The organism is Pectobacterium sp. S5, assembly GCF_051707265.1.
Classification (GTDB): domain Bacteria; phylum Pseudomonadota; class Gammaproteobacteria; order Enterobacterales; family Enterobacteriaceae; genus Pectobacterium; species Pectobacterium polare.
Map to the genome: position 1 here is coordinate 110296 of NZ_JAULSZ010000004.1, position 13954 is coordinate 124249.

Consider the following 13954-nt stretch of genomic DNA (forward strand, 5'->3'; position numbering starts at 1 on the left):
ACCGGGTTTATCATCTACAGGTCAAATCTCATCAGGCGAACGCAGGTTAGTCACAGCGATTCGTTCGCCGCGTTTGCGCTCACGCTCAGATTGCATGTTGGCGCGGTAAACGCCCTGTTCACCCACCACCCATGACAGAGGGCGGCGTTCTTTACCGATGGATTCTTTCAGCAGCAACAGCGCTTGCATGTAAGCTTCAGGACGCGGAGGGCAGCCCGGAATATACACATCAACAGGCAGGAATTTATCTACGCCCTGAACGACGGAATAAATATCGTACATACCGCCGGAGTTAGCACATGCACCCATGGAGATAACCCATTTAGGCTCAAGCATTTGCTCATACAGACGCTGAATAACAGGGGCCATCTTGGTAAAGCAGGTTCCCGCTACCACCATGAAGTCAGCCTGACGTGGCGACGCACGCAGAACCTCAGCACCAAAACGCGCCACGTCATGAACGGCGGTAAATGACGTCACCATTTCTACGTAGCAACAGGACAAGCCAAAGTTGTACGGCCACAGGGAGTTCTGACGACCCCAGTTCACCGTATCGTGTAATGCATGTTCCAGTTTGCCCATGTAGACACTGCGGTGAACATGTTGCTCCAGAGGGTCGGAAACGATCTCCTGACGTTGCAGGGGATAACGGTCATTCTCACCGTCCGGCTCTATGCGGGTGAGCGTATAGTCCATCTTAAAATGCCTCGCTGTTACTGCGGATGATTGTTGGTAGTGTTGATGATGTCTGATTTAACGACTTGTCTCTTGGAACGTACCGGGGTCCAGTCAAGTGCCCCAACGCGAACCAGGTAAATCAAACCAGCCAACAGCACCAAAATGAAAATGGTTGCTTCAATGAAGCCAATCCAGCCGCTTTCTTTGATAGACACAGCCCAAGCGTAAAGATAGAGGGCTTCAACGTCGAAGATAACGAAGAACATAGCGACAAGATAAAATTTAGCAGACAGGCGTAACCGCGCTGAACCTACGGAGTCGATACCGGATTCATAAGGTACGTTTTTGGCCCTGCCTTTTGCTCTTCCCCCCAGCAAGAATCCACCGGTCAGCATGAAGACGCAAAGGCCTACGGCAATGATAAGGAATAGCCCAAATGCCCAATGATGGGCGAGGATTTCAGTAGTTGTTGACATTCTCTTTGCTTACTCATCAAAAGTGGCGGGTAACATCTCTGCTCTATTATCGGCAGTTAATGCGCCACATCGATTAAAAGGAAGGATTAATAACCACAAAAAAGCACGGAAACGTATCAGGTAAGCCTTGCTTGGTATGGTTGAGCCCCTAAATTTGTAACCTTTTTTTCAACCTTACTAAAAATAACAGTACATTACTTTACATGCACGCTGTTTTGTTAACATTTTGTGTTCTCACCCGCAGCTAAATCGAGTCAGTACTTTTGTCAGTTAACCAATGTGCAGCAGCACAGGAAGCAAGTTCACTGCGTCACTATACCATTTTCACAGAAAATGCCTGTTCCCCCATGTGGTTATTAGGGGTATTTTTTGATCCAGCACACATTTTTACCAATTTAGTTAGTAAAAAAATCAAGATGATGCTGGACAAGGTTTGACGCTATTTTCCATAACATTATTTTAAAAAAATAGAACCGGCGTTTTATAAAATGGAAGAGGTCATTAATCTCGCCACGCCTAGCCTATTGATGTGAAATGGAAAACGCAAAATGGGATCGGCGTGAAAAAATCAGGCCAAGAAGGCGCTGCCGATGTGGGTTTAACACGTTAGTCATAAATCATCATCATTCGGGGTGCATCCCTACCCTCCCCGAATGATACTTAACTACCCATTACGATTAGATCGCGTCCTTCAGTGACGGATCGGAAGACAGTTTGCCATTAGCACTGTTTGCTAACATGCTGACAGGCGTAATGTGAGAGGGCTTCCCTGATTCAATCACATTGAAAATTGCCGTCGCCAGTTCGTTCTCCTGGTTAGGGTTCTGGCAGAGGAAATAACGTGTTTCAGGCAATCTCGGCAACCCTTCCTCCTCGCCCAATACCCGCAGTTCCGGGCTCATCATTTCTACTGAACGTACGGTGATACCCATGCCGGCCTTCACCGCAGCCCGCACCGCAGACAGCGTTGAAGCCACATAAGCAATTCTCCAGGGGATCCCTGCGGCCGTCAGCTGCTGTGTAGCCAGCGTACGGAAAGGGCTCGGTTCATCCAGAACAACCAGAGGCACGGGTTCTTGCGCTCGGAACTGATAATCCGCGGCGCAGTACCATAGCGTCGGAGAACTACGCAATAACACATGAGGAAACACCACACCGTTCATTGTGGTAATGACCAGATCTATTTTTCCCTCATTCAGCATCTCCATCATTTCAGCGCTACGTTTTACGCTGACATTGACGGAGAGTTTAGGAAATACAGATGTCACTCGGTGTAAAATATAAGGAAGGATAGTGTCTGCAGTATCGTCAGACGCCCCAATGGTCAGCGTACCCTGAATATCGCTGTACATTAATGAAATACAGGCTTCATCATTGAATTGTAATATTTTTCTGGCATAACCCAGAAACTGAATACCATGTTCGGTCAGCAGTTTATTACGCCCGTGTCGAGCAAAAAGCTCCTTTCCGATGAGTTGCTCCAGCCGCTGCATCTGCTGGCTGACAGCCGATTGAGTTCGATTAACTGCGGCCGCCGCAGCTGCAAACGTATTTAAATCTGCAACGGCAACAAACGTCCTCAGTAAATCAAGATCGAGATTAAGTACTGGTCGATTTGCACTGGTCATACGATTTTTCACTTATCTATTTTAATTTTAACAAAATATTCCTGGTGTTTTATTACATGTACAGGTAATGACCGATACATTTAAAGACACTATCGCAGACGCACGATAAGGGCAAAAAAATACTTATATTTCGTTACCACTATCGCCTTTCCATTGGTAAGACATCATGTAATTAAATGGCTCACCAGCCTTAATCCTTAATTCAATAACAACGGCACCTTCCCTTTATTTCATCTTGCGAAATAAATACGCTCCACACTTAAATAAACGAGATCTCCCTGTCACCCTATTTTGGCGCTAAAAAAGTGCGGCATGAACAGTCGTCCGCACCCCTACCATATCGCACCATCCAACGAGTACACAACCATATAGTGCAGATGCGCAATCATTTGCAGCGAAAGCGATAATCATTCTTCAAAAGGTACTATAGGAGGAGTACATTAAGCAGGTTATGCTATTCCGTCTGGGAATATGCGCTCTCTGCAAAAAGGTTCGTACTATTTATGTCTCCGATTGAAAAATCCAAGAAGCTGGAGAACGTATGCTATGACATCCGTGGCCCAGTCTTAAAGGAAGCCAAGCGGCTTGAAGAAGAAGGCAATAAAGTCCTTAAACTGAATATTGGCAACCCTGCCCCTTTCGGCTTCGAGGCACCGGATGAAATTCTGGTCGATGTCATCCGTAACCTGCCAACGGCACAGGGCTACTGTGATTCCAAAGGCCTCTATTCCGCCCGTAAGGCTATCGTTCAGCACTATCAGGCGCGGGATATGCGCGATATGACGGTCGAAGACGTCTATATCGGTAACGGTGTTTCCGAACTCATCGTGCAATCCATGCAAGCGCTGCTTAATCCGGGTGATGAAATGCTGGTCCCTGCACCGGATTACCCGCTTTGGACCGCAGCAGTTTCCCTGTCTAACGGCAATGCTGTTCACTATCTCTGCGATGAATCCTCCGATTGGTTCCCCGATCTGGATGATATCCGTAAAAAGATCACGTCCAATACTCGCGGTATTGTGATCATAAACCCGAACAATCCAACGGGTGCGGTCTACAGCAAAGAGCTGCTGCTGGATATCGTAGCGATTGCACGCGAACATAACCTGATCATTTTCGCCGACGAAATTTACGACAAAATTCTGTATGACGACGCACAGCATCATTCTATTGCCGCTCTCGCGCCGGATCTGCTGACGGTAACGTTCAACGGACTTTCCAAGACCTACCGCGTGGCGGGTTTCCGTCAAGGCTGGATGGTACTGAACGGCCCGAAAAAGCACGCAAAAGGGTACATTGAAGGGCTGGAAATGCTGGCTTCCATGCGTTTGTGTGCCAACGTGCCAATGCAGCATGCGATTCAAACCGCGCTAGGTGGATATCAAAGCATCAGTGAATTTATTCAGCCCGGCGGACGCCTGTACGAGCAGCGCAACCGTTCCTGGGAGCTGATCAATCAGATCCCCGGCGTGTCGTGCGTAAAACCACGCGGCGCGCTGTATATGTTCCCACGCATTGATGCTAAGCGCTTTAATATCCACGACGACCAAAAACTGGTGCTGGATCTCCTGTTGCAGGAGAAAGTGTTACTGGTTCAGGGAACCGCGTTTAACTGGCCTTACCCGGACCACGTACGCATCGTCACGCTGCCGCGTATTGATGAACTGGACATGGCAATCCACAAGTTAGGTCGTTTTCTGGGGCACTATCACCAATAGCCCAGCAGTCACCGAGCCTCCCTCGCCGGGCCATCACCGCTCGGCGAATACCTCACCTCCGTTTGCATAATCTCTGGCAAGTGCCCACAATAGATGCCCACGATATTGCTATTTCACCGCGCTGTTGTCTGAGAGAACGCCATGAATCAGAGCCACTTTTTCGCCCATTTATCTCGTCTAAAACTCATCAGCCGTTGGCCGCTCATGCGCAACGTGCGTACGGAAAACGTCTCCGAGCACAGCTTGCAGGTCGCCTTTGTCGCCCACGCGCTGGCAGTCATCAAAAACCGCAAATTCGACGGTAGCCTGAATGCAGAACGCATCGCACTATTGGCGATGTACCATGATGCCAGCGAGGTGCTGACCGGTGACATGCCGACGCCCATAAAGTACTACAACGCGCAGATCGCACATGAGTACAAGAAGATAGAGAAGATTGCACAGCAGAAACTGATTGAGATGTTGCCGGAAGAGTTACAGCAGGATTATCGAATGCTGTTGGATGATAACTACACCAGCGAAGAAGAGCGCGCTATCGTTAAACAGGCAGACGCACTGTGCGCCTACCTGAAGTGTCTGGAAGAATTATCGGCAGGCAATGCGGAATTCACACTTGCCAAAGCACGACTGGAAAAAACATTACAGCTGCGCCACAGCCCGGAAATGGACTATTTCATGACGGTCTTCGTGCCCAGCTTTAGCCTGTCGCTTGACGAAATCAGTCAGGATTCTCCGTTATAACGGGCTCCGCTATAACGGAAAGACACCGTCAGAACGGATACAGCCACGGTACCATCACTACGCTGACCAACATCACCAGCACGGTAAAGGGGACGCCAATACGTACAAAGTCCCCGAATTTATAGCCGCCCGGCCCCAGTACCAACGTATTCACCGGTGACGACACGGGGGTCATAAAGGCGGCAGATGCCGCTACGGCGATGATCATCGCGAAAGGATAAGGCGACACGCCCATCTGCTTCGCTGCGGCAATCGCAATGGGTGCCATCAGCACCGCCGTCGCCGTGTTGGAAATAAACAGACCGATCACGGCACACAGTACGAACAAGCACACCAGCATCACATGCGGCCCGGCGTTCCCGGCAACGTCCATCAGCCCTTTAACGATCAGCGCCACACCGCCCGTTTGCTGCAACGCCAGCGCAAACGGCATCATCCCGACGATAAGAATAATACTTGGCCAGTGAATGGCTCGATAAGCACTTTCCATATCAATACAGCGGAATTTCCCCATCAGCAAACAGGCGATCAGTGCGGCGACCGCATTCGGTATCTCATCCGTCAGCATCATCGCTACCATCAGCGCCAAGCAAAACAGCGCGTGTGGAGCCTGACTCACCGCAGGTGCAACGTCATCTACTTCGGCAGGGAGATTAAGTAAAAGGAAGTCGTTTTTCTGCGTGTGCAATTGTCGAATCATGCGCCAGTCACCCATCACCAGCAGAATATCACCGAGCTGGAGCGGTTCATCGGCGAGGATACCTTCCATTGCTTCGCCTGATCGGCGAATCCCCACGACGCTCAGGCCATAGCGGCTTCGAAATCCGACGTCGTACAGCGTTTTTCCTAGCAGTTCGGAATCGGGAATCAACGAGACTTCCGCCATTCCGACATCACGCGCCTGCTCGGAGAAATACTCACCGCGCAGCACCATCGGTTCAAGCCGCTGCGCGGTGCAAAATTCGCGTAAATCCACCTCAGAGGCCGACATGTCGATCAGTAAAACATCATTCAGGCGAAGTTCGGTATTGCCCGCTACGCTGATCATTACACGGCGAAACTTACGCCAGCGCTCAATCCCGACCACGTTCGCCCCAAAGCGCTGACGCAGGCGTAAATCATCAAGACGGTGGCCGATAAAAGGCGATCCTGGTCGAATTGCCAGCCGACGCGCCCTGCCCGTCAGTCGGTAATCACGAATCAGATCGCGAAACGTTCTTCTCTTCCACATCTCTTTTGCTGTTGCCGTCTCGGCATCGCCAAGCCAGTAACGCGCGACCATCATATACGCCACGCCCAGCAGCAATACCACCATCCCTATCGGCGTCACGCTGAAAAATCCAAAACCCGCAACGCCTTCGCGCATCAACTCGCTGCTCACCACCATATTCGGCGGCGTCGCCACCAACGTCATCATGCCGCTAATCAACCCGGCAAAACTCAGCGGCATCATCAACCTTCCAGGGGAAATTTTCATCCGTGCGGAAACGCTGAGCACCACGGGAATAAAAATCGCGACAACACCGGTGGAGCTCATGAAAGCTCCCAGCAGCGCAACGGTAACCATCAGTAAGATCAACATCTTCATCTCACTGCTGCCCGCCACGCGAACCAGCCAATCACCGACCTGATAAGCAACACCGGTACGAACCAACCCTTCACCAATCACAAACAGGGCAGCAATCAGTATCACGTTAGGATCGCTGAACCCTACCAACGCTTCAGACAGCGTCAGCGTGCCGCTCAGTACAAACGCGATAATGACCAACAACGCTACGACGTCCATGCGTAATTTATTGGTGGTAAACAACACAATGGCGATCAGCAACAGGGATAAAACCCAGAGAAGTTCGCTATTCAAAACGGTTCCCCTGACGGAAAAAATGCATATTGAGAGGTGAAGGTTCAGCATGCCATAAAAAAATGCAGGCGCATTTTTCAACACCGCACAGCGGTGGCCCAAAGGGTGGCAGACAAGGACAGTCTGCCATAAAAAAACCTCGCGAATGCGAGGTTTGATCATATTTAGTCACAGTTTTGTCATTATGTTACAGACGACCTACTGGCGCAGAAGCACCTTAGCGCCGTTCGGTAATGGTTCTATTTCTATCTGCTCCAATGAATCCAGAATCAGATCGACCTGATCCAGTTTCGGCGTATCCGCAGGTGCCTTCACCGCAATAACCTTGCAGCCGGCCGCCAGACCCGATAGCACACCCGCTGGTGCATCCTCAACGACGACGCACTCTTCCGGTTTCAGCCCTAGCTGCTGTGCGCCAAGTAGATAAGCATCAGGGTGAGGTTTGCCTTTGGCAACCTGCTCCGCCGTAATAAAGGCACGAGGAGCAGGCAGTTCTCCACGATGATGGCGGGCGCTGGCAATCGGCACCGTGCCGGATGTCACAATCGCCCAGGGAATATCCAGTGCATCCAAACGTTCCAACAGCGCCTTCGCCCCTGGCATGGCAACAATTCCCTGCGTATCAGACGCTTCTGTTTTCTCCAGCGCATCAAACTCTTGTTGAATCGTTTCTTCGCTTTGCCCTTGAAGAAAGTGGCGCAGGGATGTGATTGCCTGCTTGCCATGAATAAAATCCAGCACTTCCTGTGGTTCAATATCGTGATCTTTTGCCCAGTTAATCCACGCACGTTCTACAGCAGGCAGTGAATCAACCAACGTACCATCGAGGTCGAACAGAAAACCTTTACACTCCACAGAAAGCCCCTTTTTCATTAATCAGGCGTTGATGATCTGAGCGATCTCAACCGCACTCAAGTGATACTGACGCGGGCAGGATTGCCAGACAGCCAGCATTCTGTTGTATTTTTCCCACATTTTTGTCTGAGCGTTAAACCCATGCGTACCCGCATCAAAGTGGGGATAGCGACCTTCAACATGTACCATAAAACGTACAAAACCGAGGTAGCGAGCTTCCGTTGCGGCATCAAAGCCCAGGAAGGTCAGGCGACGCTCATCCAAATCCTGCTTATCTTTCAGATTGGTCCACGACACCTGCAAGGCATGATGCATTTCCATGATGTTAATAATCGCGCGGCAAACCTCTTCGGTCAGCTCACCAAACTCACGGTCCAGTTCGCGCATCTGCAAACCGTAACCACGCTCGATAATCGTTTGTAACCGGCGATAGCGCTCGGCGTTGTCGGGATCGAGCATCGTCATCATTTTATATTGATTTGAAAGGATCAATCTCTGGGCATTTGTCATTTCCATGTTGCTCTCCTGAACCCTTTTTGGGGTAAGCCAATATCGCTAAATAGGTATTGGCCTCAGAATCGCATACTGAATCGTGTCACGGTAGCGGTAGCCACCGCTTCTTTGATTTGAAACAGGGGAAAGAACAAAATAGCCCTCAACCCGCACACAGCCTGATGCCGATCACAAATCATCCAGGAAGGTTTTATCAAGCTGGTTAAACGCACGCTTAAGCACATCCGCCAACGCTTGGTAAGTCGGCGCTTCTTCCAATGGTGCTAAAGCCTGTCCTGACTCCAACAGCTTATGGCGAATCTCATGGAACCATTGCGCGAGCGTCGGCGGTAAAGGCGTCACAGAACGACGACCCAGCCACCAAAGCCCCTGCAACGGCAGGCTACAGGCAAACAGCGCGGTGGCGATAGCCGGACCGAGCTGACCACCGAGCGCAATCTGCCACGTTAAGGTAAACACCGCCAGCGGCGGCATGATGCGGATACCGAACCGCGTTGCTCGCGCCACGCGGTTTTCAGGAAATACCGGCGCCAGCCGTTTTTCTGCTGGCCATGTTTTCATGTAATGCTGCCCACGTTGGAGTAGCTGTAGCCAACTGATTCTACTGTCTGGTTTCGTCGCCATAGCCACACCTCAACTTTACAGATAAAAAATAAAACTTTTGCACAAATCAACAACTCAAGTTGATAAGGTTAAAATATATTTTGTGTTTAGCCTACGCTATCGGTATCCTAGATCGGCCTTTTGGCCGCTGTATACCTAAAGTAGTATGACTACACGCAAGGAGTATAATTCCCTTCGCGACATAAGCGCAGCCAACGGCCATAACGCGGTTATCCATCGCTTTAAAAGCTGCGGTTTACATCAGGTCGATGTCACGTTGTTGTAGAGATTAGTTGTATCGGTTATCCGATATAACCTACGTCATAGTATCGACCCTATTTCATCATCGTGTCTGGTGTATCACACCAAGGTATGATGTTAATCATAAATGCCAGCGGCGGCATGCGATACGCTATGCCCTGATGATATTTTTTTAACCATGTATAACAAGTAGGTACTTCCATGTCGAGTAAGTTAGTACTGGTTCTTAACTGCGGTAGTTCATCCCTGAAATTCGCGATCATCGATGCGATTAACGGAGAAGAGTACCTGTCTGGTTTAGCCGAGTGTTTCAACCTGCCTGAAGCCCGCATCAAATGGAAAATGGACGGCGGTAAACAAGACGCCGAACTGGGTGCCGGTGCAGCTCACAGCGAAGCGCTGAACTTCATCGTCAATACCATTCTGTCTCAGAAACCGGAGCTGTCAGCTCAACTGGTTGCTATTGGTCACCGTATCGTTCACGGCGGTGAGAAGTTCACCCAATCCGCGATCATCACTGATGATGTTCTTCAGGGTATCAAAGATTCCGTACCTTTTGCACCTCTGCACAACCCGGCGCACCTGATCGGCATCGACGAAGCACTGAAATCTTTCCCGCACCTGGCTGATAAGAACGTCGCTGTTTTCGACACCGCGTTCCACCAGACCATGCCGGAAGAATCCTACCTTTATGCACTGCCGTACAAACTGTATAAAGAAAACCACATCCGTCGCTACGGTTTCCACGGCACCAGCCACTACTTTGTTTCTCGTGAAGCCGCTAAAGTGCTGAACAAACCAGTAGAAGAGCTGAACGTGATCACTTGCCACCTGGGCAACGGTGGTTCCGTTACTGCAATCCGTAATGGCGAATGCGTTGACACCTCTATGGGTCTGACGCCGCTGGAAGGTCTGGTGATGGGTACGCGCTGCGGCGATATCGACCCAGCTGTGATTTTCCACCTGCACGATGCACTGGGCATGGACATTGATCGCATCAACACCCTGATGACCAAAGAATCTGGTCTGCTGGGTCTGACCGAAGTGACCAGCGACTGCCGCTACGTTGAAGATAACTACGAGACGAAAGCTGACGCTAAACGTGCAATGGACGTTTACTGCCACCGTCTGGCGAAATACATCGGTTCTTACGCTGCACTGATGGAAGGCCGTCTGGATGCCGTCATCTTCACCGGTGGTATCGGTGAAAACGCCGCAATGGTTCGTGAACTGTCGCTGAAAAAACTGGGCCTGCTGGGCTTTGACATCGATCACGAACGCAACCTGGCTGCACGCTTCGGTAAAGGTGGCAACATCGCTAAAGATGGCACTCGCCCTGCGCTAGTTATCCCGACCAATGAAGAGTTGGTCATCGCCGAAGACGCTTACCGTCTGACCGCGTAAAACACGTAACGCCCAACACCGTCAGCCAAGGCTGACGGTGTTGTTTTGACTAACGAGCAACCGTAAAGAGGTTCGGCCGTGTCCCGTATAATCATGTTGATCCCAACTGGCACCAGCGTTGGTCTGACAAGCGTCAGCCTGGGTGTCATCCGCTCCATGGAACAGAAAGGCGTCCGCCTGAGCGTGTTCAAACCTATCGCTCAGCCGCGCAGTGGCGACAATACGCCAGATCAAACGACTACCATCATTCGTGCTAATTCCGCCATCAGCGCCGCCGAGCCGCTGGCGATGAGCCGCGTTGAAGCCCTGCTGAGCTCCAACCAGCAAGACGTGCTGATGGAAGAAATCATCGCGCGCTACCACGAAAATACCAAAGACGCTGAAGTCGTTCTGGTTGAAGGTCTGGTTCCTACCCGTAAGCACCAGTTTGCTAACGCATTGAACTATGAAATCGCCAAAACGCTGAATGCAGAAATCGTCTTCGTACTGGCGCTGGGCAACGATTCCCCGGCACAGCTGAAAGACCGTATCGAACTGGCACGTTCCAGCTTCGGCGGCAGCAAAAACAAAAACATCACTGGCGTGATCATCAACAAACTGAATGCGCCAGTAGACGAACAGGGACGTACTCGCCCTGACCTGTCTGAAATCTTTGATGATTCCACGAAAGCTAGCGTTGCCAACATCGATCCGAAGCAGCTGTTCGCTAACAGCCCGCTGCCGGTTCTGGGCTGTATCCCGTGGAGCTTTGACCTGATCGCTACACGCGCCATCGATATGGCTAAGCACCTGAATGCCCGTATCGTCAACGAAGGTGACATTCAGACGCGCCGCGTTAAATCTGTAACCTTCTGCGCACGCAGCATCCCTCACATGCTGGAACATTTCCGTCCAGGCTCACTGCTGGTGACCTCCGCTGACCGTCCTGATGTTCTGGTTGCCGCTTGTCTGGCTGCCATGAATGGCGTGGAAATCGGTGCCCTGCTGCTGACTGGCGGCTACGAAATGGATCCGAACATTGCCAAGCTGTGCGAACGTGCCTTCCAGACTGGCCTGCCAGTATTTATGGTCGACACCAACACCTGGCAGACGTCACTCAGCCTGCAAAGCTTCAACCTTGAAGTTCCGGCTGATGACCGTCAACGTGTTGAGAAAGTGCAGGAATATGTTGCACGCCACATTGATACCCAATGGATCGACTCCCTGAGCGCAGCGTCTGAGCGTTCACGTCGTCTGTCTCCACCAGCGTTCCGCTATCAGCTTACCGAGCTGGCACGTAAAGCAGGTAAACGTATCGTTCTGCCAGAAGGCGATGAACCACGTACCGTTAAAGCAGCATCTATCTGTGCTGAACGCGGCATTGCTCACTGTGTGCTGATCGGTAACCCGGAAGAGATTCAACGTGTTGCTGCCGCTCAGGGCGTAGAACTGGGCAAAGGCATCGAAATCGTCGATCCGATCGTCGTGCGTGAGCGCTATGTGGCGCGTCTGGTTGAGCTGCGTAAGAGCAAGGGCATGACCGAAGTGGTTGCGCGCGAGCAGCTCGAAGACAACGTGGTTCTGGGTACATTGATGCTGGAACAGGGCGAAGTTGACGGTCTGGTTTCTGGTGCCGTTCATACCACCGCAAACACCATCCGTCCGCCGTTGCAGCTGATCAAAACTGCACCGGGCAGCTCGCTGGTATCTTCTGTGTTCTTCATGCTGCTGCCTGAGCAGGTTCTGGTTTACGGCGACTGCGCCATCAACCCAGATCCAACTGCAGAGCAATTGGCTGAAATCGCTATCCAGTCTGCTGACTCCGCTACCGCGTTCGGTATCGACCCACGCGTTGCGATGATCTCTTACTCTACCGGTAACTCCGGTGCGGGTAGCGATGTTGAGAAAGTGCGTGAAGCGACCCGTCTGGCGCAGGAAAAACGCCCTGACCTGGTTATCGATGGTCCGCTGCAGTACGACGCCGCTATCATGGCTGACGTTGCACAGTCCAAAGCGCCGAATTCGCCAGTTGCGGGTAAAGCCACCGTGTTCATCTTCCCTGACCTGAACACCGGTAACACCACGTACAAAGCGGTACAGCGTTCTGCCGACCTGATCTCCATCGGGCCAATGCTGCAAGGCATGCGCAAACCAGTTAACGACCTGTCTCGTGGCGCACTGGTAGACGACATCGTTTACACCGTTGCCCTGACCGCAATTCAGGCTACACAGCTCTAATCTATCCAGATTAATTCTGTTATCTTCTATGCCAGCCTCAGCGCTGGCATTTTTTATTGCTCTCCGCACAAAAAATCACACTGAGCAGGCTCAAGAATAACCATAAACAGGGTCTATGGATGACTGTAATACGACTATTGGATCAACACTTTCAGCAGCAGTTGGAAAAAGGGATCACGCCTTCATCGCCAAAAGGGTTAACCCGTTTTTTGATTGAATTTCTCTATTTCGGCGTCAAAGAAGCCCGCGCTTGTATCTTCGTTGGCCTGTTCTTTCTTGCCGTTTTCAGCGTGCCGAAAGCTGGCTGGTTCTCTATCCCGCGCTATGATTTGCTGTTGATATTTGCCATTGTGATTCAGGGATGGATGATCGCCAGCAAGCTGGAAACCTGGGATGAGTTAAAAGCCGTTACGCTGTTTCACCTCGTGGGCTTTGCGCTTGAGGTGTTTAAAACCTCATCAGGTATTCGTTCCTGGTCTTACCCTGATTTCGCCTACACCAAGGTACTGGGTGTGCCGCTGTTTGCCGGATTCATGTACGCCTCTGTCGGTAGCTATATCATTCAGTCTTGGCGATTATTCGATCTGAAAATTCGCCATCACCCGCCCTACTGGCTGGCGACGCTGGTTGCGCTACTCATTTATGCCAATTTCTTCACCCACCACTACATCGGCGACTACCGCTGGTACATTGCTGCACTGGCCGTCGGGCTCTATGCCCGTACCACCGTCATTTTCACGCCTTACGATCGGGAACGACGGATGCCGCTGTCATTGGCCTTTATTCTGATCGGCTTTTTCATCTGGCTAGCTGAAAATATCAGTACGTTTTTCAGTATCTGGAGCTATCCGGAACAGCTTGGAGCCTGGTCGATGGTTCACGTAGGGAAATGGAGCTCGTGGGCTTTGCTGGTGATCATGACGTTCACCATCGTGATTTACCTGAAGGACATCAAAAAGAGTATTCATGTTCCCGAGTGATCGCCCGCAGTTGATCACT

12 protein-coding genes are annotated in these 13954 nt (G+C 51.0%); 5 read left to right on the top strand and 7 right to left on the bottom strand.

The annotated features are described in order from the left end of the window. Positions 1–21: 21 nt before the first annotated feature. From QWJ20_RS15225 to lrhA, 3 genes are all read right to left on the bottom strand, one after another. The gene (locus QWJ20_RS15225) at positions 22–696 is read right to left on the bottom strand and encodes a NuoB/complex I 20 kDa subunit family protein (RefSeq protein WP_005969846.1); all 675 of its coding nucleotides are present in this window, start codon (positions 694–696) and stop codon (positions 22–24) included. Positions 697–713: 17 nt separating this feature from the next. Next, a complete protein-coding gene (locus tag QWJ20_RS15230) occupies positions 714–1154 on the bottom strand; it encodes an NADH-quinone oxidoreductase subunit A (RefSeq protein ID WP_010278904.1) in 441 nt (146 codons plus the stop codon). A gap of 677 nt (positions 1155–1831) precedes the next feature. Then, positions 1832–2782 (bottom strand): transcriptional regulator LrhA, encoded by a 951-nt coding sequence (gene lrhA / locus QWJ20_RS15235; RefSeq protein ID WP_095995412.1) that lies wholly within the window; start codon positions 2780–2782, stop codon positions 1832–1834. A gap of 503 nt (positions 2783–3285) precedes the next feature. On the opposite strand from lrhA, the gene QWJ20_RS15240 reads away from it, so the two are divergent. Together QWJ20_RS15240 and yfbR are read left to right on the top strand one after the other, a co-directional pair. Further along, positions 3286–4500 (top strand): pyridoxal phosphate-dependent aminotransferase, encoded by a 1215-nt coding sequence (locus QWJ20_RS15240; RefSeq protein WP_039484049.1) that lies wholly within the window; start codon positions 3286–3288, stop codon positions 4498–4500. Positions 4501–4641: 141 nt separating this feature from the next. After that, positions 4642–5241: a 5'-deoxynucleotidase gene (gene yfbR, locus QWJ20_RS15245; RefSeq protein WP_095700051.1), complete on the top strand. Its 600-nt coding sequence runs from the start codon at positions 4642–4644 to the stop codon at positions 5239–5241. Between the two features lie 28 nt (positions 5242–5269). Here yfbR and QWJ20_RS15250 read toward each other — a convergent pair whose 3' ends face one another. The 4 genes from QWJ20_RS15250 to yfbV all read right to left on the bottom strand — a co-directional run bounded on the left by QWJ20_RS15250 (position 5270) and on the right by yfbV (position 9094). Beyond that, positions 5270–7102, bottom strand: coding sequence for an SLC13 family permease (locus QWJ20_RS15250; RefSeq protein ID WP_039491521.1), 1833 nt, complete (start codon positions 7100–7102; stop codon positions 5270–5272). Positions 7103–7300: 198 nt separating this feature from the next. Then, entirely contained in the window at positions 7301–7957 is a 657-nt protein-coding gene (locus QWJ20_RS15255) for a sugar phosphatase (protein ID WP_039484043.1), read from the bottom strand. Positions 7958–7978: 21 nt separating this feature from the next. Next, positions 7979–8473, bottom strand: coding sequence for a YfbU family protein (locus tag QWJ20_RS15260; protein ID WP_039484041.1), 495 nt, complete (start codon positions 8471–8473; stop codon positions 7979–7981). 165 nt (positions 8474–8638) lie between these two features. After that, positions 8639–9094, bottom strand: coding sequence for a terminus macrodomain insulation protein YfbV (gene yfbV, locus QWJ20_RS15265; RefSeq protein ID WP_039491519.1), 456 nt, complete (start codon positions 9092–9094; stop codon positions 8639–8641). 441 nt (positions 9095–9535) lie between these two features. On the opposite strand from yfbV, the gene ackA reads away from it, so the two are divergent. The 3 genes from ackA (at position 9536) to QWJ20_RS15280 (ending at position 13935) form a co-directional block, all read left to right on the top strand. Continuing rightward, on the top strand, positions 9536–10738 hold the full coding sequence (gene ackA / locus QWJ20_RS15270) for an acetate kinase (RefSeq protein WP_039484037.1): 1203 nt from the start codon (positions 9536–9538) through the stop codon (positions 10736–10738). Between the two features lie 78 nt (positions 10739–10816). Beyond that, entirely contained in the window at positions 10817–12955 is a 2139-nt protein-coding gene (gene pta / locus QWJ20_RS15275) for a phosphate acetyltransferase (protein WP_039484035.1), read from the top strand. Between the two features lie 119 nt (positions 12956–13074). Further along, positions 13075–13935: a DUF817 domain-containing protein gene (locus tag QWJ20_RS15280; RefSeq protein ID WP_120358098.1), complete on the top strand. Its 861-nt coding sequence runs from the start codon at positions 13075–13077 to the stop codon at positions 13933–13935. Positions 13936–13954 lie beyond the last annotated feature (19 nt).

Coding starts and splice junctions, on each gene's coding strand:
- QWJ20_RS15225 (WP_005969846.1), bottom strand. CDS start 696: ATGGACTATACGCTCACCCGCATAGAGCCGGACGGTGAGAATGACCGT.
- QWJ20_RS15230 (WP_010278904.1), bottom strand. CDS start 1,154: ATGTCAACAACTACTGAAATCCTCGCCCATCATTGGGCATTTGGGCTA.
- lrhA (WP_095995412.1), bottom strand. CDS start 2,782: ATGACCAGTGCAAATCGACCAGTACTTAATCTCGATCTTGATTTACTG.
- QWJ20_RS15240 (WP_039484049.1), top strand. CDS start 3,286: ATGTCTCCGATTGAAAAATCCAAGAAGCTGGAGAACGTATGCTATGAC.
- yfbR (WP_095700051.1), top strand. CDS start 4,642: ATGAATCAGAGCCACTTTTTCGCCCATTTATCTCGTCTAAAACTCATC.
- QWJ20_RS15260 (WP_039484041.1), bottom strand. CDS start 8,473: ATGGAAATGACAAATGCCCAGAGATTGATCCTTTCAAATCAATATAAA.
- yfbV (WP_039491519.1), bottom strand. CDS start 9,094: ATGGCGACGAAACCAGACAGTAGAATCAGTTGGCTACAGCTACTCCAA.
- ackA (WP_039484037.1), top strand. CDS start 9,536: ATGTCGAGTAAGTTAGTACTGGTTCTTAACTGCGGTAGTTCATCCCTG.
- QWJ20_RS15280 (WP_120358098.1), top strand. CDS start 13,075: ATGACTGTAATACGACTATTGGATCAACACTTTCAGCAGCAGTTGGAA.